We start from the raw sequence: 26291 nt of genomic DNA, 5'->3' as shown, positions 1-26291 counted from the left end.
TGGAAATGGAAAAGCGGGCAAAGGTACGCATCCGTTCGCCGCAGATCAAGCGAATCTGCACTAACGTCCACAATGCTGGACGACATGCCGAGCTGAATAGATTAATCTAGCGCGGTTTTTTTGCCCGCCTTCCGGAGCCCTCCTTCTATGCCCACTCGTGAGATCCGCCACCCGCTGATCCGCCATAAGCTCGGCCTCATGCGCCGCGCCGACATCAGCACCAAGAATTTTCGCGAACTCGCCCAGGAAGTCGGCGCGCTGCTGACCTATGAGGCCACCCAGGACCTGGCCTTGGAAACCTACGAAATCGACGGCTGGTGCGGCAAGGTGCCGGTCGAGAAGATCGCCGGCAAGAAGATCACCGTGGTGCCGATCCTGCGCGCCGGCATCGGCATGCTCGATGGCGTGCTCAGCCTGATTCCGGGCGCCAAGGTCAGTGCCGTGGGCGTAGCGCGCAACGAAGAGACCCTGCAAGCCCACACCTACCTGGAAAAACTCGCGCCGGAGATCAACCAGCGCCTGGCCCTGATCATCGACCCGATGCTGGCCACCGGCAATTCCATGGTCGCGACCATCGACCTGCTCAAACGCGCTGGCTGCCGGGACATCCGCGCCATGGTGCTGGTGGCCGCCCCGGAAGGCATCGCCACGGTCGAAAAGGCCCACCCGGACGTGCGCATCTTCACCGCCTCGATCGACCAGGGTCTGAACGAAGACTCCTACATCGTGCCAGGCCTGGGCGATGCCGGCGACAAGATCTTCGGCACCAAGCAGAAGGACGCCTGACCATGCAGGACGGCTTCGACGACCCGCTCTGGCGCCAGGTCGTTTCGGGCGCGCAGATGCTCTTCGTGGCATTCGGCGCCCTGGTGCTGATGCCGCTGATCACCGGCCTGGACCCCAACGTCGCGTTGTTCACGGCAGGCATCGGCACGCTGCTGTTCCAGTTGGTCACCGGGCGTCAGGTGCCGGTGTTCCTGGCATCGAGCTTCGCCTTCATCACGCCGATCATCCTCGCCAAGGGGCAGTTCGGCCTGGCCGAAACCATGGGCGGCGTGATGGCGGCCGGTTTCGTCTACACCTTCATGGGCCTGATGGTGAAGGTCAAAGGTACCGGCTTCATCGACCGCCTGCTGCCGCCGGTGGTGATCGGCCCGGTAATCATTTCCATCGGCCTGGCCATGGCGCCGATCGCCGCCAACATGGCGATGGGCAAAAGCGGTGACGGCACGGCGCTGATGCCGTACCAGACGGCCATGCTGATCTCCATGCCGGCCCTGCTCACCACGTTGCTGGTGGCGGTGTTCGGCAAGGGCATGTTCCGCCTGGTGCCGATCATCTCGGGCGTGCTGGTGGGCTTCGCATTGGCGTTCGCCTTCGGCGTGGTCGACACCGCCAAGATCGCCGCTGCGCCTTGGCTGGAGCTGCCCAACTTCACCGCGCCGGCCTTCAACTGGCAGGCGATCCTGTTCATCGTGCCGGTCGCTTTGGCGCCGGCCATCGAGCACATCGGCGGCGTGATCGCGGTAGGCAGCGTGACCGGCCGCGACTACCTGAAAAAGCCTGGCCTGCACCGCACGCTGCTTGGCGACGGCCTGGCCACCACGGCTGCCGGCCTGTTCGGCGGCCCGCCCAACACCACCTACGCCGAAGTGACCGGCGCCGTGATGCTGACCAAGAACTACAACCCGAAGATCATGACCTGGGCGGCGGTGTTCGCCATCACCCTGGCCTTCATCGGCAAGTTCGGTGCGCTGCTGCAGAGCATCCCGGTACCGGTCATGGGCGGCATCCTCTGCCTGCTGTTCGGCTCGATCGCCGCGGTGGGAATGAACACCCTGATCCGGCACAAGATCGACCTGGCCGAGGCGCGCAACCTGGTGATCGTTTCGGTGACCCTGGTGTTCGGCATCGGCGGCGTGCTCATCGGCAGCGGCGACGGCCCGGACGACTGGGGTTTGAAGGGCATCGCGCTGTGCGCGGTGGTCGCCATTGCGCTGAACCTCATCCTGCCGGGCAACGACGGCTGGAAGAACAAGACGCTGGACGACCAGTTGCCCTGATCGTCAGGCAACACCTGATAGAACCGGCCCTTCCAGGCCGGTTCGTCGTTTCTAGGCTCAGGCCCGCTCGCAGAGCCCCGCCAACACCTGCGCCCACCGTGCGTCATCGTTCAGGCACGGCACCAGCACCAGCTCCTGCCCGCCGGCTTCGACGAACTGCTCGCTGCCGCGCATGCCGATCTCTTCGAGAGTCTCGATGCAGTCGGCGACGAAGGCCGGGCACATGACCAGCAATTTCTTCACCCCAGCCTTGCCCAACTCGTCCAAGCGGTTTTCCGTGTAAGGCTCGATCCATTTGTCGCGGCCCAGGCGCGACTGGAACGACACCGACCATTTGCCGTCGGCAATGCCCAACCGCTTGGCCACGGCAGCGGCGGTAGCCAGGCACTGACCGCGGTAGCACACCGCGCGCACTTGCGGGCTGGCATCTACGCAGCACTGCGCGGCGCGCAGGTCATGCCGGGTGCCTTTGGGAAAGAGTTTCTTCAGGTGGCGTTCGGGCAGGCCATGGAAACTCAGCAGCAGGTGGTCGTAACCCTGGTCGAGGTAAGGTCTGGCGCTATCGGCCAGGGCCTCGATGTAGCTCGGATCGTCGTAGAACGGGGTCAGCACGCGCATCTGCAACGGCAGTTCGTGCTCATCGATGGTCTGTCTGGCCAACTCGATGACGGTGGTGACGGTGCTGTCGGCGAACTGTGGATACAGCGGCGCCAAGGTGACCTGGCGAACGCCTTGCGCGGCCAGACGCGCCAACACCTCGGGCAGCGCCGGTTGGCCGTAGCGCATGGCGATTTCCACCGGGCCGTGTGGCCAGTACGGTGTGATGGCGGTCTGCAAGCGGCGGGTCAGCACCACCAGTGGCGAGCCTTCGTCCCACCAGATCGAGCCATAGGCGTGGGCCGACTGCTCGGGCCGCTTGATCAGGATCAGCGACACCAACAGGCGGCGCAGCGGCCAAGGCAGGTCGACCACGTAAGGGTCCATGAGGAACTGGTCCAGGTAACGGCGTACGTCACCTACCGAGGGCGAGGCTGGAGAGCCCAGGTTGACCAGCAGCAAGGCGTGATCGGTCATGCAGCATCCTAATGTCAGAGAGCCTTGGACAGGTCGTCCAAGGCCGGTTGCAGATCGGTGTAGCTGAAACTGAAACCCGCTTCCAGCAGCCGTGCCGGGTAGGCCCGTTGACCGCCCAGCAGCAGTACCGACAGTTCACCCAGGCCGAGCTTGAGCAATGGGGCCGGCAGCGGCATGAAGGCCGGCCGGTGCAACGCACGCCCCAGACACTGGCTGAAGTCGCGGTTGCGTGCAGGTTCTGGCGCGCAGGCATTATACGGACCGCTGGCATCGCGGTTTCGCACCAGAAAGTTGACCAGTGCCACGTAATCGTCCACATGTACCCACGGCATCCACTGCCGACCGTTGCCGATCGGCCCGCCAAGGCCCAGTTTGAATGGCCAGCGCAGGCGCGCCAGCAGACCGCCGTCGCTGGCCAACACCAAACCGGTGCGCACCAGCACCACACGTATGCCCAAACCCTGCGCGCGCGAGGCGGTTTCTTCCCAGGCGACGCAAAGCTGGCTGGCGAAATCGGGTTTGACCGGCGCCGAGGCTTCGGTCAATTCGCGCTCGCCCCCATCGCCGTACCAGCCGACCGCCGAACCCGATACCAACACTTCGGGGCGCTGCGTCCGGCCCTCGAGCCAGCGCAGCAGCTGTTCGGTCAACGTGATACGGCTGTTCCACAGCTCCACCCGGCGCATGCTGGTCCAGGGTCGACTGGCGATCGGTGCCCCTGCCAGGTTGACCACCACGTCCAGCGGTTCGTCGTCGGCGATGTCTTGCAGCCGCGCGACCCCACGCACGCCAGGCCCGCAGCGTTTTTCCACCTGCCGGGGCGAGCGGCTCCAGACCGTCAAACGATGGCCTTGGGCGCTCCAGAAGCGGCAAAGGTGTCGACCAATCAGCCCCGTACCGCCGGTCAGTAGGATATGCATCGCAGTGTCCTCGTGTTGTACAGCTGTGGTCCATGCTCAAGACCACCATGCTCGTTTGACCCAACGCTTACTGATTGATCAATCAGGCTGGAATTTATGGCGGTATAACCTTATACAAGTTCAACACATTGTACAGGTTAGCCCAGCGGCGTAGGCTGACCCAAGCAGGGTTCAACAAGAGGCCATCATGACTGTACCCATTGCCATCATCGGTGCCGGCATCGCCGGTTTGTCGGCTGCCCAGGCCTTGCAAGCGGCTGGGCGGACCGTGCATCTGTTCGACAAGGGTCGCGGCAGCGGCGGACGCATGGCCAGCAAGGCCAGCGAAGTCGGCGCGCTCGACTTGGGCGCGCAATACTTCACCGCACGCGATCGGCGTTTCGTCGAGCAAGTACGGCAATGGGTGGCGGCAGGCTGGGCCGCGCAGTGGCAGCCGCAGTTGTACAACGCCCGCGACGGCCAACTGACGCCCTCGCCCGACGAACAGACCCGCTGGGTCGGTGTGCCGCGTATGAGCGCCATCACCCGTGGTTTGCTGGATGGCATGACGGTGAAGTTCGAGTGCCGCATCACGGAAGTGTTTCGAGGCGTCGACTATTGGCATCTCCAGGATGCTCAAGGCACCACCCATGGCCCTTACGAGCGGGTGGTGATTGCCGTTCCCGCGCCCCAGGCCACGCCGCTCCTGGCCGCCGTGCCCAAGCTTGCGGGCATCGCCGCTGGTGTGCAGATGGAGCCGACCTGGGCCGTCGCCGTAGGCTTCGCCGAACCGTTGGCAACGCCCATGCAAGGCTGCTTCGTGCAGGACAACCCGATCGACTGGCTGGCGCGCAACCCCAGCAAGCCCGGCCGCGCTGACCAACCAGACACCTGGGTGCTGCATGCCAGTGCACACTGGAGCAAGCAGCACATCGACCTGAGCAAGGACCAGGCGATCGAGCAGCTCAGTGGCGCGTTCGCCGAATTGGTCGGATGCGTGGTGCCGGTGCCCATCTTCTCGCTGGCGCACCGCTGGTTGTACGCGCGCCCTGCCGGCAATCACGAGTGGGGAGCCTTGGGCGATCCCGATCAAGGCCTGTATGCCTGTGGCGACTGGTGCCTGTCGGGGCGCGTGGAAGGCGCCTGGTTGAGCGGCCAGGAGGCGGCACGCAGGCTGTTGGAGTACTTGGACTGATCGGCGGCGAGCGTTTTTATTGAACGACGCCTGGCGATCGTGGGTATTACTTGTATAAGTTTTCTACCTTGTACAAGAATCCGGGGGCAGTAATGACGGGGACTTCTTCAACTGGCAAGTTCCGCATCGGCATCAGCGCATGCCTGGTCGGCGACAACGTACGCTACAACGGCGGTCACAAAGCGTCTTCGTTGTGCCACAAGCTGTTCGACGAGCAGTTCGATTGGGTGCCGGTCTGTCCGGAAGTGGCCATCGGCCTGGGCATCCCCCGTGAGCCCATCCGCCTGATCGGCGACCCGGACCATCCGCAGGTGGTCGGCACCCGCGATGCCAGCCAGGACTTTTCCGCGCCCTTGCGCGAATACGGCAACTACATGGCCAAGCACCTCGACGACCTTTGCGGCTATGTGTTCATGCAGAAATCGCCATCTTGCGGGCTGGAGCGGGTCAAGGTGTACCAGAGCGGCGGACGTCCGGCACTCAAAGGTGGCCGCGGCGCTTTTGCCGAAGCCTTCACCGCACAGCGTCCCGATCTGCCTGTAGAAGAGGAAGGCCGCTTGCACGATCCGGTGCTGCGGGAAAACTTCATCAGCCGTGTGTACGCGTACATCGATTGGCAGGCACTGCTCGCTCAGGGCTTGACCCGTGGCGGTATCATCGCCTTCCATTCGCGCTACAAGTACTTGCTGATGGCCAACAATCCGCAGGCCTACCGTGACATCGGGCGGCTGCTCGGCACGCTCAAGCGCGACGACGACCCCAACGAAGTGGGCGCGCGCTATTTCAGCCGCCTGATGCAGGCCTTGCGCCGTTGCGCCAACCGCGGCACGCATTGCAACGTGCTGCAGCACATGACCGGCTACCTGCGCGATGCGCTCGACAGTGACGACCGCGAGGAACTGCAGCAACTGATCGAGCAGTACCACAATGGCAGCGTGCCCTTGGTGGTGCCGCTGACGCTGTTCAAGCACCACCTGCGCAACCATCCCGACCCCTATCTGATGCAGCAGGCCTACCTGCACCCGCATCCAGCCAAGCTCGGGCTGCGCAATGCACTCTGAACAGCTCATTCCCATACGCGACGTGGCGCGTTTGACCGGGGTCAACCCCGTCACCCTCAGGGCCTGGGAACGCCGCCATGGCTTGCTGGTACCGCATCGCACGGCCAAGGGCCACCGGCTCTATGGTCCTGATCAGGTCCAGCGCGTGCAGGACATCCTGCACTGGTTGGCGCGCGGCGCATCCGTCGGCCAAGTGCGCGAGCTGCTGGACCGCAAACCCAGCGTCGCCCCCCAGGGCGATTGGCAAGTTCGCTGCCAGCAGTTGGCCGATGCCGTCACCCATCTGTCACCACGTAGCCTCGATCACCATCTCAACCAGGTCATGGCCCTGTACCCGTCGATAACCCTATGCGAACACCTGCTGCTGCCGCTGTTGGCACAGCTGGCCGAGCGCTGGCGCAGCGGGTTCAACGCGCGCCTGGAGCAGGCGTTCTTTCACACTTGGCTGCGCAGCAAGCTGGGCGCGCGGGTCTATCACGACAATCAGCTCCTCGACGGCCAACCTGTGCTGATCGTGCAGGAAGACGACAGCGCCTTCAGCGCCGATGTATGGCTATGCGCCTGGCTGCTCAGCAGCACCGGGCAGCCCGTCGTGGTGCTGGAGCAGTCCATCGGTCTGGGGCAATTGCGGCATGCCATCGCGCAGTTGAAACCAAGTACGGTGCTGCTGTGCGTCGGCGCCCAACTCGAGCGTGCCACGCTGCTCAGGACATTGCAGGAAACGACCCAACCGGTGCTGCTCGGTGGGCTGGCGGCAAGCATCCACGAAGCCGAGTTGCGCGCACTGGCGCTTGCCAACCTGCACCTGTTCGATAGCCCGCCACACGCGCTACGCGAGTTTCAGCGTCTGCGCGCCAGGTGAGTGGGCCGCATTACTTTATTCGGGCCGTTGGAGAATTTTCATGCAGTTGATCTGGCTGCGCAACGATCTGCGCGTCACCGACAATACCGCGCTGACGGCCGCCTGCGAACGCGGCCCTACCCTGGCCCTGTGGATCGTCAGCCCCAAGCAGTGGCTGCAGCACGACGAAGCGCCGTGCAAGGTCGACTTCTGGCTGCGCAATCTGCGCGAATTGCGCAAGCAACTCGATGACCTGCACATCCCGCTGTTGATACGCACCTGCGATACCTGGGCAGAGGTACCCAAGGCCGTGCTGCATCTTTGCCAGCAGCACAAGATCGAGGCGGTGCATTGGAACGACGAGTACGGTGTCAACGAGCAACGCCGCGACGACGCAGTTCGCGAAACCTTGCAGGCCCAGAGCGTTGGCGCACACAGCTACCTCGACCAATTGCTGTTCAAACCCGGCAGCATCCTGACCCGCAGCGGCGGTTACTTCCAGGTGTTCGGGCAGTTCAGGAAAGTCTGCATGGAGCGCTTGCAGGTCGGCGTTCCCGACAGCGCCGGCCCGATCGAGGCGCAAGCCCCGCTGTCGATCCATAGCGATTCCATTCCACACCAAATCGAAGGCTTCGATAAACCCAGCGAGAACCTGCGCAAGCAGTGGCCAGCCGGTGAAACCGAGGCCCAGGCTCGACTGCAGCGTTTCGTCGACGAAACCATCGAAGACTACGATGTCGCCCGCGACCTGCCCGCCCGCCCCGGCACCAGCCAACTCTCGGCCTACCTCGCGGCGGGCGTGATCTCACCGCGCCAGTGCCTGCACGCTGCGCTGGCGTGCAACCAGGGCGAACTGGACAGCGGTAACCGTGGTGTGCAGACCTGGATCGGCGAACTGATCTGGCGCGAATTCTACAAACACATTCTGGTGGGCTACCCACAGGTGTCGATGCACCGTGCGTTCCGCTCGCACACCGAAGCGCTGCCCTGGCGCAAGGCGCCGGAGGAATTACGCGCCTGGCAGGAAGGACGCACCGGCTTTCCCCTGATCGATGCCGCCATGCGCCAACTGCTCGAAACGGGTTGGATGCACAACCGCCTGCGCATGGTGACCGCCATGTTCCTGAGCAAGAACCTGTTGATCGACTGGCGCGAAGGTGAGCGACACTTCATGCGCCACCTGATCGACGGCGACTTGGCCGCGAACAACGGGGGTTGGCAGTGGAGCGCTTCCACGGGTACCGATTCGGTGCCGTATTTCCGTATTTTCAACCCCGTCACTCAGTCTCAGCGATTCGATCCTGAAGGGCGTTTCATCGCCCACTGGCTGCCCGAGCTTGACCAGCTAGACAAGAAAAGTATTCACTTCCCTGTCAAATCGAAGACACGACTTGCTACAAATACGTATACAAAGCCTATAGTCAGTCTCGATAGCAGTCGTCAACGCGCGCTGGAGGCGTTCAAAAACCTCCCCCGTTGACAGTACAAGGGGGCAGGATCGTGGATGATTCACAGAGTTTCTGGGTCACGGCCAGCACCAATGGGCTGGGCGCGGCCCTGATCGAACAATTGGTCGACCAACGCGCACGCGTGGCAGCCAGTGGACGTAACAACTTGCAATTTCATGCCATGGCCAGGCGCCATGGCAATCGTCTATCAGCACTTGATGGCGATACCCAGCAACAGGCCGATCGCTTGAAACGCGAATGGGGCGCTCTGGATACGCTGATCATCAACGCTGGTGCCTGCGACTACTTGCCTGCCGACACCACCGAAAGCCAGCTCCTCCAGGCGCTGATCAAAACCAACACCGAGGCTGTGGAGCGTTATCTGGACGCTGCGCTGCCGCTTTTGATAGAAGCTCGGCGCCCACACGTCGCAGTGATTCTCAACCTTTACACCGCTGCGAAACTATCCGACCCCAGTTTTCCCGCCTGCGCCGCGACCAGCCTGCCAGAGCGCTTGCGGACAAAACGCGCTCAGCTCAAAGCATCGGGTATCGACTTGACCGTCATCACACCCTATGCGCCGCCTTCAAAGCATTCCGTACCCAAAATTCCGGAGCACTGGACGGCACAGAGCGCTGCGACCGAGATTCTGGCGAGACTGCCCGATCGCGAAGAAGAGATCGTTTTCGAAGCCCTCGGGCTGCGCACGCTGTGGCCGCTGAAGTCGTTCTGACTCGACTGCAAGCAGTATCTCTTACGGTCGCAGATGCTGCACGCTGCCTGACCCACCCCAGAGCAAAGGCAGGACAGCGCCAAGCGCCTGAGGCTCGGCGCTGGTCCAGAAAGCGGGTTCGCGGGCAGGCCCACTGGCCAGCAACTCGCGCTCGCGCAACAGTCGCTGCAACTGCCGCGCAACGGCCGCACCCGTATCGATGATGGCGATCTCGCTCGGCACCCAAGTGGCCAATAGCGGGCGCAAGAAAGGATAGTGGGTGCAACCGAGGATCAAGGTGTCGCACCCGGCAGCCAGAAGCGGCTCGACGAAACCTGCCAGCAGCCGGCGCAAATGCGGGCTGTGCAGATCACCCGACTCAATGCATTCCACCAACCCCGGGCAAGGTTGCGTGACCACCCGCACATCGCCTGCGAAGCGATCGAGCAATGCGGCGAACTTGGCGCTCTGCAACGTACCGGTGGTCGCCAGCACGCCGACCACGCCCGAGCGCGTGGCCGCCGCCGCCGGCTTGACCGCCGGCTCCATGCCGACCAGCGGCCAATCCGGATAGAGGCCGCGCAAGTCGGCGACTGCGGCCACGGTTGCGGTGTTGCATGCCAGGACCATGGCCTTGGCGCCCTGTTCGCGAAAGAAGCCAGCAATGTGCCGGCAGCGCTCGCGAATGTAATCGGCCGATTTTTCGCCGTACGGCACATGCCCGCAATCGGCGACATAGAGCAGCGATTCTTGCGGCAGCAGGTGCCGAATCTCGCGCAACACCGACAGCCCGCCGACACCCGAATCCATCACGCCCACCGGCGCGGCGCGCTCAGCCATGGCGCTCGGCACAGACGGCGCAGGCCGGGTCGCGCTTGACCCGCAGCTCGCGCAGGCGTGTGCCCAAGCCGTCGATAAGCAACAGACGACCGATCAGCGGCTCGCCGAAGCCGGCCAGCAGCTTCAACGCCTCCAACGCTTGCAGGCTGCCCACCAGCCCCACCAGCGGCCCGATCACGCCCGCTTCGCTGCAGGTCAGCTCCGCCTCGCTGCCATGCCCGTACAGGCAGTGGTAGCAGGGGCTTTCGGGGCGCCGGGTGTCGAACACCGACAACTGCCCTTCCAGGCGAATCGCCGCGCCGCTGACCAGTGGCCTGCCAGCTGCGACGCAGGCCGCGTTGACCGCTTCGCGGGTGGCGAAATTGTCGGAGCAGTCGAGCACCACATCCACATCGGCGACGGCGGCAGCCAGGCTGTCGCTGTCCAATGCCTGGCGATGGGCGACCAGACGCACATGCGGATTGAGCGCCTGCAAGCGACTCGAGGCCGAGTCCACCTTGCTCGAGCCGACGCTAGCGCTGTCGTGCAGCACCTGACGTTGCAGGTTGGTGAGGTCGACGGTGTCGAAGTCGGCCAGATGCAGCTCGCCAACGCCCGCTGCGGCCAGGTACAAGGCCGCAGGCGAACCCAGCCCGCCCAACCCGACCAGAAGCACCCTGCCCTGTTTGAGACGCAACTGACCCGCGATGTCGACCTGCGACAGCAGCACCTGACGGCTGTAACGCAGCAGCTCCTCGTCGCTCAACATGGCAGGCGCCCCAGGGAAATCCGCGGCTGCCCACCCAGGTCGATACGGTTTTCGACATCGACGAATCCGTGCTCGGTGAGCAGTGCGCACACCGCCTCGGCCTGATCGTAGCCATGCTCGAGCAGCAGCCAGCCGCCCGGCAACAGATGCTGCGGCGCCTGTTCGATGATCTGGCGCAAGTCGCTCAAACCGTCGTGGCCCGCCACCAGGGCGCTGCTGGGTTCGAAGCGCACGTCACCACGCACCAGATGCGGGTCCTGCTCGCGAATGTAGGGTGGGTTGCTGAGGATCATGGCGAAGCGCTGCCCGGCCAGTTGCTCGAACCAGTGGCTGAGCTGCACCCGCACGTTGCCCAGCCCCAGGCGCTGGCGATTGCGCTCGGCCAGGGCCACGGCGGCCCGGATGCGGTCCACTGCAGTCAACTGCCAGACCGGGCGCTCGCTGGCCAGGGCCAGGGCGATGGCACCGGTGCCGGTGCCCAGGTCCAGTACCTGCGCAGGGCCGCCAGGCAATACGGCCAGTGCCGTTTCCACCAGCAGCTCGGTTTCGGGGCGGGGAATCAGGGTGTCGGGGGCGACTTCCAGGTCCAGGGTCCAGAACCCTTGTTGGCCGAGGATGTAGGCCACCGGCTCGCCCTCGCGACGGCGCTGCAGATAGCTTTCGAAGCGCTGCGCCGCGTCGCGCTCGACGATGCGCTCGGGCCAGGTGCGCAGGTAACTGCGGGTTCGCCCCAGGGCGGCGGCGAGTAGCAGCTCGGCATCCAGTTGCCCAGTGGGCGATTCGGACAACTGCGCGTTGCGCAGCAGGCTGGCGATGATGGTCATCAGTCCCCCAAGGCGGCCAACTGGTCGGCCTGGTATTCGCTCAACAGCGGTTCGATCACCGCATCCACGCCGCCCGTGAGGATTTCGTCCAACGAATACAGGGTGAGGTTGATGCGGTGGTCGGTCACCCGCCCTTGTGGGTAGTTGTAGGTGCGGATGCGCTCGGAGCGGTCGCCCGAACCCACCAGCAGCTTGCGCTCGCTGGCGATGGCGTTCTGCGCCGCGCTGGTCTGGATGTCGTTGAGCTTGGCCGACAGCCAGGACATGGCGCGTGCGCGGTTCTTGTGCTGGGAGCGCTCTTCCTGGCACTCGACCACGATACCGGTGGGCAAGTGGGTGATGCGGATCGCCGAGTCGGTCTTGTTGATGTGCTGACCGCCCGCGCCCGAGGCGCGGTAGGTGTCGACCCGCAGGTCGGCCGGGTTGATCTCGATCGCCACCTGCTCGTCGGGTTCGGGCAGCACGGCCACGGTGCAGGCCGAGGTGTGGATGCGCCCCTGGCTTTCGGTTTCCGGCACGCGCTGCACGCGGTGGGCGCCGGATTCGAACTTGAGCTTGGCGTACACGCCCTCGCCTTCGATCCGGGCGATGATTTCCTTGTAGCCGCCGTGCTCGCCTTCGTTCTCGGACAGCACCTCCAGGCGCCAGCCGCGTTTCTCGGCGTAGCGCGAGTACATGCGGAACAGGTCGCCGGAAAAGATCGCCGCCTCGTCGCCGCCGGTGCCGGCTCGGATTTCGAGGAACACGTTGCGGTTGTCGTTGGGGTCCTTGGGCAACAGCATGCGCTGCAACTGCGACTCCAGCCCGGTCAGCCGCTCGCGGGCTTCGCGTACTTCTTCGACGGCCATTTCGCGCAGGTCGGGGTCGCTGTCCTTGAGCAGGGCCTGGGCGCCTTCGAGGTCGTCCTGCACCTTGCGCCAGGCCTGGTAGGCCGCATGCACGGGCTCGACTTCGGCATATTCACGCGAGTAGGTACGAAAGCGCGCCTGGTCGGCGATGACTTCGCCATCGCCCAGCAAGGCGGTGAGTTCTTCGAAGCGGTCCTGGAGCGTGTCCAGTTTATTGAGCAGCGACGCTTTCATTGCGGGGTTTTGTCCGTCGAGCCCTCGTTGAGGGCGAAGAGTTCCTGGGCCATGGCCAGCGCATCGACGCGGCCTTCGGCAGAGAGCTTTTTCAATTGCACGCTGGGGGCGTGCAGGAGTTTGTTGGTCAAGCCGCGGGCCAACTGCGCCAGCACCTCTTCCGGGTTGCCGCCATTGGCCAGAAGGCGTTGGGCCTTCTGCAATTCGTCGTCGCGCAGGCGCTCGCTCTGTTGCCGGTAGGCGCGCAGCACGTCGACCGCCGCCAGCTCGCGCAAGCGGCCCATGAAATCGTCGGCACCGACCGCGACCAGCTCTTCGGCGGCCTGGGCCGCGCCCTGGCGGCTCTTGAGGTTTTCCGCGACCACGTCGTGCAGGTCGTCGACGGTGTAGAGGTAGACGTCGTCCAACTCGCCGACTTCCTGCTCGATGTCGCGCGGCACGGCGATGTCGACCATGAAGATCGGCTTGTGCCGGCGCAGTTTCAACGCGCTTTCCACCGCGCCCTTGCCAAGGATCGGCAATTGGCTGGCCGTGGAGCTGATGACGATGTCGCTGTTGGCGAGCTCTTGCGGAATGTCGGCGAGCAGCACGGCATGGGCGCCGAACTGCTCGGCCAAGAGGCTTGCGCGTTCCAGCGTGCGGTTGGCGACCACGATGCGCCGCACGCCCTGTTCATGCAAGTGGCGGGCGACCAGGGTGATGGTTTCGCCGGCGCCGATCAGCAGCGCCTGGCTGCGACCCAGGTCGCTGAAGATCTGCCGCGCCAGGCTCACGGCGGCGAACGCCACCGACACCGGGTTCTCGCCGATGGCCGTGTCGGTACGCACCTGCTTGGCGGCGCTGAACGTGGCCTGGAACAACCGCCCTAGCAACGGCCCTACGGTGCCGGCCTCGCGCGCTACGGCGTAGGCGGACTTCATCTGGCCGAGAATCTGCGGCTCGCCCAGCACCAGCGAGTCGAGCCCGGAGGCCACGCGCATCATGTGCCTGACCGCATCGTGCTCTTCGTGGACGTAGGCGCAGGCGCGCAGCTCGTCGAGGTTCAGGCGGTGGTAGTCGGCCAGCCATTGCAGCACGCTGTCGGCGGCCAGGGCGTCCTGTTCTATATAGAGTTCGCTGCGGTTGCAGGTCGAGAGGATCGCCGCCTCGCGGCTGGCGGTCAGGCGACAGAGCTGCTGCAGGGCATCGACCAACTGCTCGGGGGTGAACGCTACGCGCTCGCGTACGTCGACCGAGGCAGTCTTGTGATTGATCCCGAGTGCAAGAAAGGCCATGCGAGGTCGCTGATTGTGACGAGAAGCCGATAATTGTCCTACTTCGCAGGATTCAGAACAACCACCGTTCGCTATTGTCCCTATAAACCGAGCGCATCGTTGGTGGGTTTGCCCCAGCGCTTGTGTCATCATTCCCAGACCGCCGGTTAGCCCTCTTAAGCTCCTTATGAACAGACGCTACGCATTGCTGCTTGCCCTCGCCCTGCTCCAGGGCTGCCAGAACCTGGCACCCCACCCGAGCGCGTCCCAGGCGCCGGCTGAAGAGGCGGCCGAAGAGGCCCCGGCCGAACCGGTGGTATATGGCTCGTTCAAGCCCGACACGCTCTACAGCCTGCTGGTGGCCGAACTCGCCGGGCAGCGCAACCGTTTCGACATCGCCCTGGCCAACTACGTCGACCAGGCCGAAAAGACGCAAGACTCCGCCGTCTCGGAACGGGCCTACCGCATCGCCGAATACCTGGGCGCCGACGAGCCGGCGCTGGACACCGCCCTGCTCTGGGCCAAGAACGACCCCGACAACCTCGAAGCGCAACGCGCCGCCGCCATCCAGCTGGCGCGCGCCGGCCGTTACGACGAGTCGATGGCGTCCATGGAAAAGGTCTTGCAGGCCAAGGGCGACACCCACTTCGACTTTCTCGCCCTGTCGGCGGCCGAAACCGACCAGAGCACCCGCGACGGTCTGCTGCAAAGCTTCGACCGTCTGCTGAACAAACACCCGGCCAACGGCCAGTTGATTTTCGGCAAGGCGCTGCTGCTCAACCAGGACGGCAAGAGCGAAGAGGCGCTAGAGCTGCTCGAATCGCACCCGGCCCAGGACGGCGAGATCGCCCCGATCCTGTTGCGCGCGCGCCTGCTGCAAACCCTCGAGCGCGGCGACGAAGCGCTGCCGCTGTTGCGCGGCGCGATCCGCGACAACCCCGAAGACAAGCGTCTGCGCCTGACCTACGCACGCACCCTGGTCGAACTCGATCGCATCCCCGAGGCCAAGGCCGAGTTCGTCAGCCTCGTGCAGCAGTACCCCGAAGACGACGACCTGCGTTATTCGCTGGCGCTGGTCAGCCTGGAGAATCAGGACTGGGACGAAGCCGAAGGCTACTTGCAGGAGCTGGTCGAGCGCGACGCCAACGCCGATGCCGCGCATTTGAACCTGGGGCGCATCCGCGAGCAGCGCAACGACCCGCAAGCCGCATTGCGCGAGTACGCGCTGGTGGCGCCCGGCCCGGACTACCTGGCCGCGCAACTGCGCCAGGCCGACATCCTGATCGCCAACGGCCGCGCCCGCGAGGCCTCGCGCCTGCTCGCCGAAGCCCGCGAAGCGCAGCCGGACTCCGCCATCCAGCTGTACCTGATCGAGTCGGAGGCCTACAGCAACAACGACAAGACCACCCAGGCCGACCAGGTGCTGCAACAGGCCATCCAGCGCTACCCCGACGACCTCAACCTGCTGTACAGCCGGGCCATGCTGGCGGAAAAGCGCAACGACCTGGCGCAGATGGAGAAAGACCTGCGCGCCATCCTCACCCGCGAGCCGGAAAACGCCATGGCGCTGAACGCGCTGGGTTACACCCTGGCCGACCGCACCACCCGCTTCGACGAGGCCAAGCGCCTTATCGAGAAAGCCTTGAGCATCACCCCCGAAGACCCGGCCGTGCTCGACAGCCTGGGCTGGGTCAATTACCGCATGGGCAACCTCGACGACGCCGAGCGCGCGTTGCGCAAAGCGTTCGAGCGCTTGTCCGACCCCGAAGTCGCCGCTCACCTGGGCGAAGTGCTCTGGGCCAACGGCAAGCGCCGCGAAGCACGCCAGGTCTGGAACCAGGGCCTGGAAAATTCATCCGACAGCACCGTCCTGCGCCAGACCATCCGGCGCCTGACGGGATCCGAGGCTCTCTAAGACATGTTTCTGCGCCACTGCATCACCTTCAGCCTGGTCGCCCTGCTCGCCGGTTGCGCCGGTTTCGGTTCCAAAGAGGCCGTACAGGGCCAGGGCGACGCGCAACAATGGCGCCAGCACAAAGCTCACCTGAGCGAACTCGACGGCTGGCAGATCAATGGCAAGGTCGGCATCCGCGCGCCGCAAGATTCGGGCAGCGGCACGCTGTTCTGGCTGCAGCGCCAGGACTACTACGACATCCGCCTGTCCGGCCCGCTCGGCCGCGGCGCGGCGCGGCTGACCGGCCGCCCCGGCGCGGTGGTGCTGGAAGTGGCCAACCAGGGCCGCTACGAGGCGCCTAACCCAGAAACGCTGCTGGAAGAGCAGCTGGGCTGGCGCCTGCCGGTCTCGCACCTGGTGTGGTGGGTCCGTGGCCTACCGGCACCGGACAGCAAGAGCCAGCTCACCCTCGACGGCGACAGCCGCCTGGCACGCCTGGCCCAGGATGGCTGGCAAGTGGAGTACCTGAGCTATGCCGAGCAGAACGGCTACTGGCTGCCCGAGCGCATCAAGCTGCATGGCGAGAAGATCGACGTGACCCTCGTAGTCAAGGACTGGCAACCTCGCCAGCTGGGCCACTGAGCCATGTTGACCCTGCCCGCGCCGGCCAAGCTCAACCTGTTCCTGCACATCCTCGGGCGGCGTGACGACGGCTACCACCTGCTGGAAACCGTGTTCCAGTTCCTCGACCATGGCGACACCCTGCGCTTCGCGGTACGCGAGGACGGCCAGATCCACTTGCATGCCGACCTAGCCACAGTGCCCCACGACAGCAACCTGATCGTGCGCGCGGCGCGGCAGTTGCAGCAGCGCGCCGGCTGTATCCTGGGCGCCGACATCTGGCTCGACAAGGTGCTGCCCATGGGCGGCGGCATCGGTGGCGGCAGTTCCGATGCCGCGACCACGCTGCTGGGGTTGAACCACCTATGGCAACTGGGCTGGAGCCACGACCGGCTGGCCGACCTGGGCCTTGGCCTGGGCGCCGACGTGCCGGTGTTCGTACGCGGGCACGCCGCCTTTGCCGAAGGGGTAGGCGAGCGACTGACGCCGGTCGATCCGGCCGAGCCTTGGTATGTGGTGCTGGTGCCGCAAGTGTCTGTCAGCACAGCAGAAATTTTTTCGCATCCACAGTTGACACGTGATTCCCTCCCCCTTAAGATGCGCCCCGTTCCCGAGGGAAACAGTCGTAATGACTGCCAGCCGGTGGTAGAGCAACGTTATCCAGAAGTTCGCAATGCGCTGATTTCATTGGGTAAATACACGGAAGCTCGATTGACCGGTACTGGAAGTTGCGTGTTTGGGGCCTTCCCAAGCAAAGCCGAAGCTGATAGAGTTCTGGCCCTTCTTTCAGAGACCCAAACAGGGTTTGTCGCTAAAGGTAGCAACGTTTCGATGTTGCATCGCAAGCTGCAAAGCCTGCTCTAGAAGTCGAATACTCCGTATTCGCAGCAACAGATACAGGGGCGTCGCCAAGCGGTAAGGCAGCAGGTTTTGATCCTGCCATGCGTTGGTTCGAATCCAGCCGCCCCTGCCATTTTCCTATTCTCATCCAGGTTACCCTCAGCCTTCAGGTACTGCGCGTGTCCAAGATGATGGTCTTCACGGGGAATGCCAACCCCGATCTGGCTCGGCGTGTAGTACGTCAGCTGCATATTCCACTGGGTGATGTTTCTGTCGGTAAGTTCTCCGACGGCGAGATCAGCACTGAGATCAATGAAAACGTCCGCGGTAAAGACGTCTTCATCATCCAGCCCACGTGCGCTCCAACCAACGACAATCTGATGGAACTGGTAGTGATGGCCGATGCCTTCCGCCGCTCCTCAGCGTCGCGAATCACCGCCGTGATTCCCTACTTCGGATACGCCCGCCAAGATCGCCGTCCGCGTTCGGCACGTGTAGCCATCAGCGCCAAAGTGGTGGCTGACATGCTCACTGTCGTCGGTATCGACCGTGTACTCACCGTCGACCTGCACGCTGACCAGATCCAAGGCTTCTTCGATATTCCCGTCGACAACATCTACGGCTCGCCCGTACTGGTCGACGACATCGAAGACCAGCGTTTCGATAACCTGATGATCGTCTCCCCGGACATTGGCGGCGTCGTGCGTGCACGTGCCGTGGCCAAGTCGCTGGGTGTCGATCTCGGGATCATCGACAAACGCCGCGAAAAGGCCAACCACTCCGAAGTGATGCACATCATCGGCGATGTCGAAGGGCGCACCTGCATCCTGGTAGACGACATGGTCGACACCGCCGGCACGCTGTGCCACGCGGCCAAGGCCTTGAAAGAACACGGTGCCGCAAAGGTCTATGCCTATTGCACCCACCCTGTGCTTTCCGGCCGTGCGATCGAGAACATCGAGAAGTCGGTTCTGGACGAGCTGGTGGTGACCAACACCATCCCGCTGTCCGCCGCTGCTCAAGCCTGTGACCGTATCCGCCAACTGGATATCGCACCGGTAGTGGCTGAAGCGGTCCGCCGCATCAGCAACGAAGAATCGATCAGTGCGATGTTCCGCTAAGCGGAACCGACCCTGACGAAAAGCGCCCCGCCCCAACCTCTTGTTGGGGCGGGGCTTTTTTGCCCTTCCCGACTGGCGCTGGTCGCAAACGCCACCGGGAGGCTATTTTGGAGAAACAACATGAACGAATTCACCCTGAACGCCCAAGCGCGTACTGACCTGGGGAAAGGTGCGAGCCGCCGCCTGCGTCACTCCGCCAACATCCCTGCCGTTGTCTACGGTGGCGATAAAGAAGCGCAATCCCTGACCATCGTGGCCAAGGAAATCGCCAAGCTGTTCGAAAACGAAGCGGCTTTCAGCCACGTTCTGGAACTGAACGTCGACGGCGCCAAGCAGAACGTCATCGTCAAGGCCATGCAGCGTCACCCGGCCAAAGGCTTCATCATGCACGCCGACTTCGTTCGCGTCGTCGCTGGCCAGAAGCTGACCGCCAAGGTTCCGGTTCACTTCGTCAACGAAGAAACCACCGTCAAGAACGGCGGCGAGATCTCGCACACCGAAACCGAGATCGAAGTGTCCTGCGAAGCCAAGGACCTGCCTGAGTTCATCGAAGTCGACCTGAACGGCGCTGAAATCGGCACCATCATTCACCTGTCCGACCTCAAAGCTCCGAAAGGCGTCGAGTTCGTGGCCTTGGCCCACGGCGACGACAAAGCCGTTGCCAACGTTCACGCGCCACGCATCGTCGCTGAAGAAGAAGGTGAAGAAGGCGCTGCCGAGTAATCACTCGCGCGCCGGTGTAGGTCAGGGTAAAGTGCCGCGCACCCTACCCTGACTGCCCCAAGGAAGAGCCCCTGACGTGACCGCCATCCAGTTGATCGTCGGCCTGGGAAATCCCGGCCCCGAATACGAACAGACCCGGCATAACGCAGGGGCTCTTTTCGTTGAACGCATCGCCAGCGCCCAGCGCGTCTCCTTGACCGCTGACCGCAAGTATTTCGGCCTGACGGCAAAATTCAGCCATCAGGGCCGCGACGTTCGTCTGTTGATCCCCACCACCTACATGAACCGCAGCGGCCAGTCCGTAGCGGCCTTGGCCAATTTCTTTCGCATCGCGCCGCAAGAGATCCTGGTGGCCCACGACGAACTCGACCTGCCTCCGGGCGTTGCCAAGCTCAAGCGCGGCGGCGGCCACGGTGGCCACAACGGGCTGCGCGACATCATCGCGCAACTCGGCAACCAGAACGATTTCCACCGCCTGCGGCTTGGCATTGGCCACCCGGGCGACGCCAAGCTGGTTTCGAATTTCGTGCTGGGTCGTGCGCCACGCGCCGAACAGGACAAGCTCGACACCAGCATCGATTACGCCCTCGGCGTGCTGCCGGATGTCCTCGCTGGCGACTTCGCCAAGGCGATGCGCGAGCTGCACGGCCAAAAGGCCTGACTTCCTAGAGAGGGGAATTCACATGGGTTTCAATTGCGGCATCGTCGGTCTGCCCAACGTTGGCAAGTCCACCCTGTTCAACGCGCTGACCAAATCGGGCATCGCCGCTGAGAACTTCCCCTTCTGCACCATCGAGCCCAACAGCGGCATCGTGCCGATGCCCGACGCGCGCCTGGCGGCCCTGGCCGAGATCGTCAAGCCCAACCGCATCCTGCCCACCACCATGGAGTTCGTCGACATCGCAGGCCTGGTGGCCGGTGCGTCGAAAGGTGAAGGCCTGGGCAACAAGTTCCTGGCCAACATCCGCGAAACCGATGCCATCGCCCACGTGGTGCGCTGCTTCGAAGACGAGAACGTGATCCACGTCTCCAACAGCGTCGACCCCAAGCGCGACATCGAGATCATCGACCTGGAACTGATCTTCGCCGACCTCGACAGCTGCGAAAAGCAACTGCAGAAAGTCACCCGCAACGCCAAGGGCGGTGACAAGGACGCTCTGGCGCAGAAAGCCATCCTCGAACAACTCATCCCGCACTTCACCGAAGGCAAGCCTGCGCGCAGCCTGATGCAGCGCATGAGCGCCGACGAGAAGGCCCAGGTGCGCGGCTTCCACCTGCTGACCAGCAAGCCGGTCATGTACATCGCCAATGTCGCCGAAGACGGCTTCGAGAACAACCCGCACCTGGACGTGGTCAAGGCCATCGCCGAGGAAGAAGGCGCAGTGGTGGTGCCGGTGTGCAACAAGATCGAAGCGGAAATCGCCGAGCTGGACGACGGTGAGGAGAAGGACATGTTCCTCGAGGCCCTGGGCCTGGAAGAACCTGGCCTGAACCGCGTGATCCGCGCCGGCTACGAGCTGCTCAACCTGCAGACCTACTTCACTGCCGGCGTGCAGGAAGTGCGTGCCTGGACCGTGCGCATCGGCGCCACTGCACCACAGGCTGCCGGGGTGATCCACACCGACTTCGAGAAGGGCTTCATCCGCGCCGAAGTGGTGGCCTACGAAGACTTCATCCAGTTCAAGGGTGAGAGCGGTGCCAAGGAAGCCGGTAAATGGCGCCTGGAAGGCAAGGAATACATCGTCAAGGACGGCGATGTGATGCACTTCCGCTTCAACGTGTAATGAGCGCTCGTTGACCACTCTACCTCGCGCTGCAATGCGCATTGCAGCACGAGGTCATCTCACAGTGTTCAAGGCAACGTGTTGCCACCTGTCACGCCAAACACTTCGCCGGTGATGTAACTCGACTCCTGGCTAGCCAGCAACACGTAGATGGGCGCACATTCGGCTGGCTGCCCTGGGCGCCCCATCGGTGTTTCCGAACCGAATTCCGGGATTTTTTCTTGGGGCTGGCCGCCGCTGGGCTGCAGAGGCGTCCAGAAAGGACCCGGTGCAACGGCGTTGACGCGAATACCTTTGCCGATCACCTGCTTGGACAGCGCCTTGGTAAAGGCAACGATGGCCGACTTGGTCGGCGCGTAATCCAAGAGCGTTTCCGAGGGCTGGTAAGCTTGGATCGACGCGGTGTTGATGATGGTCGCCCCGGCCGGCATGAGCGGCAGCGCGGCTTTGCAGAGCCAGAACATGGCGGTCACGTTGGTGCGGAACGTCAGTTCGAACTGCTCGGTCGTCAAATCCGCGATATCTTTTTGCGCCGTCTGCTTGCCAGCGACGTTGACCAGGATATCGAGCCCGCCCAACGCTTGGCCCGCTTGGGCAACCAGCTGCTGACAGAAGTTTTCGCTGGTGATATCGCCGGGTATGGCTACCGCTTTGCGTCCGGCGGCCTCGATCAGCTCGACGACTTCACGCGCGTCCGCTTCTTCCGAAGGAAGGTAATTGAGTACGACATCCGCCCCTTCACGTGCGAAGGCGATTGCCGCTGCTCGGCCGATACCCGAGTCTGCGCCGGTAATCAGCGCTTTGCGCCCAGCCAGGCGGCCAAATCCCTTGTAACTGCTTTCGCCGTGATCCGCTTTGGGTTGCAGATCATGGACAGTGCCTGGGGCAGTCTGCGGTTGTTTGGGAAATTCGGGTTGCGGGTATTGGGTGAGCGGGTTTTGCATGGAAAATTGATTTTCGGTTGGCACGATGCAGCTCCAGTCATGAGGGCGTTAGGGTTGGGATGGCAGCCAAGCGCAAGACGTTCCGTCTTTTTCGCCCATCGCACAGGTCGTAACGACGACCGCCACGATTCGGCGACTTGCGCTCGCCAGCGGAGCTGCTAGCCCCGCTTGGCAGTGCGCCTGCACAGCGTCACTGACTAAGGCGCACCGCACCCGTCGCACCCCTGACCTTGCCCGACGCCGGTCGCCACACCAGCCAGCGGTAGCACAACACGCAGATCGTCCAATCGATCAACAGCGTCCACACGTTGTGCGAGAGAAAATGCGCGCCCTGCGCCATGCGCCCCAGCGACAGCACCACGCCCAACGTCAGCGCCAGCACCAGCGCCACCCGCGCAGCCTTGACGCGACGGTCGCGCAAAGCGAAGAACAGCGCTATCAGCGAGAACCCCGTGGACGCATGACCACCAGGCCAGCACAGGCCGGGTTTGTCGGTTTCCGCACGATGCGCCAGCAACGGCGTGTAAGTCTCGCTACCGCCGAAATCGCTGAGGCTCCAAGGGCAGTGCACGCCCGTGGCGATCTTCAACGGCATCACCACCGAGGTGGTCAGGCTCAGCGCCAGCACCACGTAGCCCAAGGGCCTGCGCCATTGCCGCAGCGGGGCGTAGAACCAGCTGACCACGAACGCCACGAACAGCGCGACCGACAACGCGATCACCGCTTGCTTGACCCGGTCGTGCAGGATGTTCTCCAGCCAGTAGCTCTTGCGTCCGATGAAACCCACGCCAGGCTGGTAGAACATCTGTTCGAGCCGAAAATCGATCGGCGTCATGTCGAACACTAGCATCAGTGCCATCAGCAACAAGGGCACGCCCAGCGCCAGACGAAAATCGAACGGCCGCGAAGGGGTGGACAAAAGTCTGGTAGCCATGCAGGAACTCCGCAGTGAGGAAAGAGTGGTGGCAGGACGCATACAGGTGGCCACTCGATGTGAAAGAACGCTTCTACTTGAAAGGCAAGTCGGCGAGTCGATTGCGCCGCGACAGTAGTGCGACCGACATGGGTTAATAGTGAAAACCTTGTAAAAAAATCGTTGAGCCGGCCCTCAACTGCACACTTAAATAATCATTCATCCACTGCACATGGACACTGAGAAATGCCCTACGAATAATTACAAATAGCCAACCCTGCTTTCACGAAAACTTGATGATTGCCTGATTAACGTTTGCGCCTTACAAGAACGGCTCACGCCCCTGCATCATCACTTTCTTCCGAAAGATCACGACCATGCCCAAGATAAAACCTGTGCGCCCCGAAATCGTCACGGTGCTGGCCAGCGCGTTTCTGCTGGGCGCCTTCAACCTGCCGCTGTGGCGCCATCTCGATACGATAACCGCGGCAGGCGACGCGGGCTGGCGCCTGACGGCAGCATTCGCCGCGCTGCTGTTCGGCGTGTTCACGGCCATCCTCAGTTGGCTGGCCATACCGAAACTGTTCAAACCCGTACTGATTACATTGTTCATGGTCAGCGCAGGTGTAACGTATTTCATGAACCGTTACGGTATCTTGATCGATACTGGCATGCTGCGTAACGCCGCAGAAACCAATGCCACGGAAGTACGCGATCTGTTGTCGCCGACACTCTTCGCCTATATGGCACTGTTGGGCCTGGCCCCATCCTTATTGCTGTGGCGAACGCCCGTCAATTACCGCCGATGGTTACCCGGCCTGCTCAGTAAAACCTTGGTGACTGCCGGCTGTGCCGTAGGGATCGCCAGTGTAGCCCTGATCAACTATCAAGGCCTGTCGTCGTTACTGCGCAACCACCATGAATTACATTTAATGGTCGTACCGAGCAATTACATTGGCGCTTCCATCAACTATGTGCGCGAGCAGGTGGCCAGTTCGCAGAAACCCTTCACACGTATCGGCGAAGACGCCGTGCGCGTACAGTCCGCGGCGAACCAGACACACAAATCCCTGACCGTGCTGGTCGTCGGCGAAAGCGCTCGCGCCGAGAACTTCAGCCTGCTGGGCTACGCTCGCGACACCAACCCCGAATTGAGCCAGGTGCCGGGGCTGGTCGCGTTCTCCGACATGCATTCGTGCGGCACCGAAACGGCAGTCTCGGTGCCCTGCATGTTTTCCAACCTGGGCCGTGCGGGCTACAGCGCGGCGGCCGTCAGCAACCGCGAAGGCCTGCTCGACGTGCTCAAGCGCGCCGGGGTGCAGGTGCTTTGGCGCGACAACCAATCGGGCTGCAAAGGCACCTGTGCCAGCGCGACCGTGGTCAACCTCAGCAATGCCACCGACCCTGCCCTGTGCGCCGACCACGAGTGCCGCGACGAAATTCTCCTGCAAGGGCTGCAGACGCTGATCGACCACCTCGATCAGGACACCGTTCTGGTGCTGCACCAGATGGGCAGCCACGGCCCCGAGTACTACAAGCGCTACCCGGCAACCTTCGAGCGCTTCACGCCGGTATGCAAGAGCAATGCGCTGGACCAGTGCAGCCGCGCCAGCATCGTCAACGGCTACGACAACACGTTGCTCTACACCGACCATGTCCTGGCCCAGTTGCTCGACGTGCTACGCAAGAACCAGGCGCACGTCGCCACGGCCATGGTCTACTTGTCGGACCACGGCGAGTCGTTGGGCGAGTTCAACCTGTTTCTGCACGGCACGCCTTACATGCTCGCACCCGATCAGCAGAAGCACGTGCCGTTGCTGGTGTGGTTGTCGGACACCTACCAGCAGGCCGTCGGTGTCGACATGGATTGCCTGGCGCGCAACCGCAGCGCCCCGCTGAGCCAGGACAATCTGTTCCACTCGATGCTGGGCCTGCTGCAAGTGCGGACGCGGGTCTACGACCCCGCACTGGACCTGTTCTCGGCTTGCAAGCCCAGCCACCTGGCCAGTACCCGACCCGCCAAGGCGATGGCCGCCGCCAGTTGAAGCCGTTGGGCGCTGCCTGCCGCGTGACAGGCACGCCCGGCCTTCGTCTCAGAACGTTTCAGACAGAGCCTAGGCCTCGGCCCCGGGCGGGTGGCCGAAATGCGCCTTGTAGGCATTGCTGAAGTTCGCCGGGTTGGCGTAGCCCAGACGAAAGGCGATCTGCGCCACCTGCCACTTGCGCTGGCGCAGCAGGGTGCGCGCCAGTTCCATGCGCGCCTGGCGCAGGTACTGCAGCATCGACTGGCCATAGACGTTGGCGAACGCCCGGCGCAGGGTGGTTTCGCCCACACCTAGCTGACGGGCCAGGGCCAGGCTGCCCGGCGGATCGACGAGGTGCTCGTCGAGCACACGGCGGGCTTCGTGGGCAAGGTCGCACTGGCCGCGCGGTGCGGGATCGGGGCGGGCCGGCTCACCCTTGAGAAAGTTCGCCAGCTCGACCAGCACCGCCAGGCTCAGGCTTTCCTGGTTCAACCGCTCCAGCACACCGACATACGGCGAGTGGTACAGCCGCTCGAGCAGCACGCCCATGGTCTTGCAGCGACCGAATTCGGCGAACTGCATGCCGTTGTCGAGCAGGCTCAGCAGCGGGCGCAGGGTTTCGTCCTCTTCGGCCAGCTCGTGGAGAAAATCGCCGGCGATGCGCAAGCCCGCCATCCGCGCGTGGCTGCCGCCCGGCAGCTGGTCCACGGCCTCCATGCTTTCGCTCAAACCCAGGCAGTGGGTGCCGCCCAAGGTGTAGCGGTTGAGCTGGCCGTCGACCTTGTGCTGCCATTGCCCATCGAGCACATGGACCAGGCACAGGCTGCCGGGCAGCACCTTGTCGATGCGCAGCGGCTCGGGAAATTGCAGGTCGCAGTCGAAATACTGCAAGTGCGGGCGCACGGTACGGGCACGGTAGTGGCCGATGGCGCTGCCGAGCACCTGCTGCGCACTGTCGTCCAGCACCCCCGCTTTGGCCAGGGCCGCAGGGTGGTCGTATACGAAGTGCGTATCCAGGTAGGGGTTCCAGGCTTTCATCGACATGTGTCCGGGGGACTGTGGGGCGGTGTGAATGATAACGCCATCACAGCGGATCCATTGGGCGTTGTGAGCAACGGCTTCTTTGTTGTGAGCAACGGCTCAGGTGCTTGGCAGATCGCCTGGGGTTGCCTTCAATACCGACCTCAGGCCGCGAAAGCGAACCGCGCGCGGCTTCGACCCAAGCGATGCCTGCCGCACGTTGCCGCGCCTGACCGCCCATGGTGGGCCAGACAGTCCTCGCGCCGCGGGCGTCATGGGCTTTTGCCAGGGAGGCCGATCAGACGCAATAGACCATGGATGGGGCGGGAAATTTCACCCTGCGACCCCTGCCTGCCCTGGTGTGGAT

At 63.5% G+C, this 26291-nt stretch carries 25 protein-coding genes and 1 tRNA gene; 16 read left to right on the top strand and 10 right to left on the bottom strand.

Translation table 11 applies throughout. The features are described from left to right. Window positions 1-147 precede the first annotated feature (147 nt). Window positions 148-786, top strand: coding sequence for a uracil phosphoribosyltransferase (gene upp, locus AA0Z93_RS11065; RefSeq protein WP_296265666.1), 639 nt, complete (start codon window positions 148-150; stop codon window positions 784-786). Between the two features lie 2 nt (window positions 787-788). After that, a complete protein-coding gene (locus AA0Z93_RS11060) occupies window positions 789-2063 on the top strand; it encodes a uracil-xanthine permease family protein (RefSeq protein ID WP_413048896.1) in 1275 nt (424 codons plus the stop codon). A gap of 57 nt (window positions 2064-2120) precedes the next feature. Here the strand turns inward: AA0Z93_RS11060 and hemH are convergent, their stop codons facing one another. Continuing rightward, a complete protein-coding gene (hemH, locus tag AA0Z93_RS11055; protein WP_413048897.1) occupies window positions 2121-3137 on the bottom strand; it encodes a ferrochelatase in 1017 nt (338 codons plus the stop codon). 14 nt (window positions 3138-3151) lie between these two features. Next, window positions 3152-4057, bottom strand: a complete 906-nt coding sequence (locus AA0Z93_RS11050) for a TIGR01777 family oxidoreductase (RefSeq protein WP_413048898.1) — start codon at window positions 4055-4057, stop codon at window positions 3152-3154. Between the two features lie 187 nt (window positions 4058-4244). On the opposite strand from AA0Z93_RS11050, the gene AA0Z93_RS11045 reads away from it, so the two are divergent. From AA0Z93_RS11045 to AA0Z93_RS11025, 5 genes are all read left to right on the top strand, one after another. Next, entirely contained in the window at window positions 4245-5231 is a 987-nt protein-coding gene (locus AA0Z93_RS11045; protein WP_413048899.1) for an NAD(P)/FAD-dependent oxidoreductase, read from the top strand. A 92-nt stretch (window positions 5232-5323) separates the two neighbouring features. Further along, entirely contained in the window at window positions 5324-6292 is a 969-nt protein-coding gene (locus AA0Z93_RS11040) for a YbgA family protein (RefSeq protein WP_413048900.1), read from the top strand. After that, window positions 6282-7154 carry a MerR family transcriptional regulator gene (locus tag AA0Z93_RS11035; RefSeq protein ID WP_413048901.1) on the top strand — a complete coding sequence of 291 codons (873 nt, stop codon included), beginning with the start codon at window positions 6282-6284 and terminating at the stop codon, window positions 7152-7154. The genes AA0Z93_RS11040 and AA0Z93_RS11035 overlap by 11 nt, the downstream gene beginning before the upstream one ends. 40 nt (window positions 7155-7194) lie before the next feature. Beyond that, window positions 7195-8613 carry a deoxyribodipyrimidine photo-lyase gene (phrB, locus tag AA0Z93_RS11030; protein WP_413048902.1) on the top strand — a complete coding sequence of 473 codons (1419 nt, stop codon included), beginning with the start codon at window positions 7195-7197 and terminating at the stop codon, window positions 8611-8613. Window positions 8614-8633: 20 nt separating this feature from the next. Continuing rightward, entirely contained in the window at window positions 8634-9314 is a 681-nt protein-coding gene (locus tag AA0Z93_RS11025) for an SDR family NAD(P)-dependent oxidoreductase (protein WP_413048903.1), read from the top strand. Window positions 9315-9335: 21 nt separating this feature from the next. Here the strand turns inward: AA0Z93_RS11025 and murI are convergent, their stop codons facing one another. Genes murI through hemA form a run of 5 tightly spaced genes read right to left on the bottom strand, consistent with a single transcriptional unit; the run spans window position 9336 to window position 14061 of the window. Continuing rightward, window positions 9336-10133, bottom strand: coding sequence for a glutamate racemase (gene murI, locus AA0Z93_RS11020; protein ID WP_413048904.1), 798 nt, complete (start codon window positions 10131-10133; stop codon window positions 9336-9338). After that, the gene (locus AA0Z93_RS11015; protein WP_413048905.1) at window positions 10126-10881 is read right to left on the bottom strand and encodes a molybdopterin-synthase adenylyltransferase MoeB; all 756 of its coding nucleotides are present in this window, start codon (window positions 10879-10881) and stop codon (window positions 10126-10128) included. The genes murI and AA0Z93_RS11015 overlap by 8 nt, the downstream gene beginning before the upstream one ends. After that, the gene (gene prmC, locus AA0Z93_RS11010) at window positions 10875-11705 is read right to left on the bottom strand and encodes a peptide chain release factor N(5)-glutamine methyltransferase (RefSeq protein ID WP_413048906.1); all 831 of its coding nucleotides are present in this window, start codon (window positions 11703-11705) and stop codon (window positions 10875-10877) included. The genes AA0Z93_RS11015 and prmC overlap by 7 nt, the downstream gene beginning before the upstream one ends. Then, complete coding sequence (prfA, locus tag AA0Z93_RS11005; protein ID WP_413048907.1) at window positions 11705-12787, bottom strand: peptide chain release factor 1; 1083 nt, start codon at window positions 12785-12787, stop codon at window positions 11705-11707. Before prfA ends, prmC begins: the two co-directional genes overlap by 1 nt. Then, the gene (hemA, locus tag AA0Z93_RS11000) at window positions 12784-14061 is read right to left on the bottom strand and encodes a glutamyl-tRNA reductase (RefSeq protein ID WP_413048908.1); all 1278 of its coding nucleotides are present in this window, start codon (window positions 14059-14061) and stop codon (window positions 12784-12786) included. Before hemA ends, prfA begins: the two co-directional genes overlap by 4 nt. Before the next feature lie 166 nt (window positions 14062-14227). Here hemA and AA0Z93_RS10995 point away from each other — a divergent pair, with 166 nt between their 5' ends. The 8 genes from AA0Z93_RS10995 to ychF all read left to right on the top strand — a co-directional run bounded on the left by AA0Z93_RS10995 (window position 14228) and on the right by ychF (window position 21023). After that, the gene (locus tag AA0Z93_RS10995) at window positions 14228-15955 is read left to right on the top strand and encodes a tetratricopeptide repeat protein (RefSeq protein ID WP_413048909.1); all 1728 of its coding nucleotides are present in this window, start codon (window positions 14228-14230) and stop codon (window positions 15953-15955) included. Between the two features lie 3 nt (window positions 15956-15958). Continuing rightward, a complete protein-coding gene (gene lolB, locus AA0Z93_RS10990; RefSeq protein WP_413048910.1) occupies window positions 15959-16576 on the top strand; it encodes a lipoprotein insertase outer membrane protein LolB in 618 nt (205 codons plus the stop codon). A gap of 3 nt (window positions 16577-16579) precedes the next feature. Next, entirely contained in the window at window positions 16580-17419 is an 840-nt protein-coding gene (gene ispE / locus AA0Z93_RS10985) for a 4-(cytidine 5'-diphospho)-2-C-methyl-D-erythritol kinase (RefSeq protein WP_413048911.1), read from the top strand. Between the two features lie 34 nt (window positions 17420-17453). After that, window positions 17454-17528: transfer RNA gene (locus AA0Z93_RS10980), tRNA-Gln, on the top strand. Between the two features lie 46 nt (window positions 17529-17574). After that, window positions 17575-18516 (top strand): ribose-phosphate pyrophosphokinase, encoded by a 942-nt coding sequence (locus AA0Z93_RS10975; protein WP_028696334.1) that lies wholly within the window; start codon window positions 17575-17577, stop codon window positions 18514-18516. Between the two features lie 120 nt (window positions 18517-18636). Next, the gene (locus AA0Z93_RS10970; RefSeq protein WP_413048912.1) at window positions 18637-19239 is read left to right on the top strand and encodes a 50S ribosomal protein L25/general stress protein Ctc; all 603 of its coding nucleotides are present in this window, start codon (window positions 18637-18639) and stop codon (window positions 19237-19239) included. Window positions 19240-19315: 76 nt separating this feature from the next. Then, window positions 19316-19900 carry an aminoacyl-tRNA hydrolase gene (pth, locus tag AA0Z93_RS10965; RefSeq protein ID WP_296265634.1) on the top strand — a complete coding sequence of 195 codons (585 nt, stop codon included), beginning with the start codon at window positions 19316-19318 and terminating at the stop codon, window positions 19898-19900. Window positions 19901-19922: 22 nt separating this feature from the next. Next, the gene (gene ychF, locus AA0Z93_RS10960; protein ID WP_413048913.1) at window positions 19923-21023 is read left to right on the top strand and encodes a redox-regulated ATPase YchF; all 1101 of its coding nucleotides are present in this window, start codon (window positions 19923-19925) and stop codon (window positions 21021-21023) included. Window positions 21024-21091: 68 nt separating this feature from the next. Here the strand turns inward: ychF and AA0Z93_RS10955 are convergent, their stop codons facing one another. Next, entirely contained in the window at window positions 21092-21991 is a 900-nt protein-coding gene (locus AA0Z93_RS10955; protein ID WP_413048914.1) for an SDR family oxidoreductase, read from the bottom strand. Between the two features lie 166 nt (window positions 21992-22157). After that, window positions 22158-22901, bottom strand: coding sequence for a phosphatase PAP2 family protein (locus AA0Z93_RS10950; protein ID WP_413048915.1), 744 nt, complete (start codon window positions 22899-22901; stop codon window positions 22158-22160). A gap of 356 nt (window positions 22902-23257) precedes the next feature. Between AA0Z93_RS10950 and AA0Z93_RS10945 the strand changes: the two genes are divergently transcribed. After that, the gene (locus tag AA0Z93_RS10945; protein WP_413048916.1) at window positions 23258-24925 is read left to right on the top strand and encodes a phosphoethanolamine transferase; all 1668 of its coding nucleotides are present in this window, start codon (window positions 23258-23260) and stop codon (window positions 24923-24925) included. Window positions 24926-24994: 69 nt separating this feature from the next. Here AA0Z93_RS10945 and AA0Z93_RS10940 read toward each other — a convergent pair whose 3' ends face one another. Further along, complete coding sequence (locus AA0Z93_RS10940; protein WP_413048917.1) at window positions 24995-25942, bottom strand: helix-turn-helix transcriptional regulator; 948 nt, start codon at window positions 25940-25942, stop codon at window positions 24995-24997. Window positions 25943-26291: the final 349 nt, after the last annotated feature.

Origin of the sequence: Pseudomonas phoenicis, from assembly GCF_047302395.1 — a bacterium.
Classification (GTDB): Bacteria; Pseudomonadota; Gammaproteobacteria; order Pseudomonadales; family Pseudomonadaceae; genus Aquipseudomonas.
This window is presented reverse-complemented; position numbering and strand designations above follow the sequence as displayed.

Excerpts from the sequence above, each read along its gene's own strand:
- AA0Z93_RS11035 (WP_413048901.1), top strand. The coding sequence starts at position 6,282 with ATGCACTCTGAACAGCTCATTCCCATACGCGACGTGGCGCGTTTGACC.
- prmC (WP_413048906.1), bottom strand. The coding sequence starts at position 11,705 with ATGACCATCATCGCCAGCCTGCTGCGCAACGCGCAGTTGTCCGAATCG.
- hemA (WP_413048908.1), bottom strand. The coding sequence starts at position 14,061 with ATGGCCTTTCTTGCACTCGGGATCAATCACAAGACTGCCTCGGTCGAC.
- AA0Z93_RS10970 (WP_413048912.1), top strand. The coding sequence starts at position 18,637 with ATGAACGAATTCACCCTGAACGCCCAAGCGCGTACTGACCTGGGGAAA.
- lolB (WP_413048910.1), top strand. The coding sequence starts at position 15,959 with ATGTTTCTGCGCCACTGCATCACCTTCAGCCTGGTCGCCCTGCTCGCC.
- AA0Z93_RS11045 (WP_413048899.1), top strand. The coding sequence starts at position 4,245 with ATGACTGTACCCATTGCCATCATCGGTGCCGGCATCGCCGGTTTGTCG.
- ispE (WP_413048911.1), top strand. The coding sequence starts at position 16,580 with ATGTTGACCCTGCCCGCGCCGGCCAAGCTCAACCTGTTCCTGCACATC.
- upp (WP_296265666.1), top strand. The coding sequence starts at position 148 with ATGCCCACTCGTGAGATCCGCCACCCGCTGATCCGCCATAAGCTCGGC.
- ychF (WP_413048913.1), top strand. The coding sequence starts at position 19,923 with ATGGGTTTCAATTGCGGCATCGTCGGTCTGCCCAACGTTGGCAAGTCC.
- AA0Z93_RS11050 (WP_413048898.1), bottom strand. The coding sequence starts at position 4,057 with ATGCATATCCTACTGACCGGCGGTACGGGGCTGATTGGTCGACACCTT.
- hemH (WP_413048897.1), bottom strand. The coding sequence starts at position 3,137 with ATGACCGATCACGCCTTGCTGCTGGTCAACCTGGGCTCTCCAGCCTCG.
- murI (WP_413048904.1), bottom strand. The coding sequence starts at position 10,133 with ATGGCTGAGCGCGCCGCGCCGGTGGGCGTGATGGATTCGGGTGTCGGC.
- phrB (WP_413048902.1), top strand. The coding sequence starts at position 7,195 with ATGCAGTTGATCTGGCTGCGCAACGATCTGCGCGTCACCGACAATACC.
- AA0Z93_RS11015 (WP_413048905.1), bottom strand. The coding sequence starts at position 10,881 with ATGTTGAGCGACGAGGAGCTGCTGCGTTACAGCCGTCAGGTGCTGCTG.
- AA0Z93_RS11040 (WP_413048900.1), top strand. The coding sequence starts at position 5,324 with ATGACGGGGACTTCTTCAACTGGCAAGTTCCGCATCGGCATCAGCGCA.
- AA0Z93_RS10950 (WP_413048915.1), bottom strand. The coding sequence starts at position 22,901 with ATGGCTACCAGACTTTTGTCCACCCCTTCGCGGCCGTTCGATTTTCGT.
- AA0Z93_RS10995 (WP_413048909.1), top strand. The coding sequence starts at position 14,228 with ATGAACAGACGCTACGCATTGCTGCTTGCCCTCGCCCTGCTCCAGGGC.
- AA0Z93_RS11060 (WP_413048896.1), top strand. The coding sequence starts at position 789 with ATGCAGGACGGCTTCGACGACCCGCTCTGGCGCCAGGTCGTTTCGGGC.
- prfA (WP_413048907.1), bottom strand. The coding sequence starts at position 12,787 with ATGAAAGCGTCGCTGCTCAATAAACTGGACACGCTCCAGGACCGCTTC.
- AA0Z93_RS10940 (WP_413048917.1), bottom strand. The coding sequence starts at position 25,942 with ATGAAAGCCTGGAACCCCTACCTGGATACGCACTTCGTATACGACCAC.
- AA0Z93_RS10945 (WP_413048916.1), top strand. The coding sequence starts at position 23,258 with ATGCCCAAGATAAAACCTGTGCGCCCCGAAATCGTCACGGTGCTGGCC.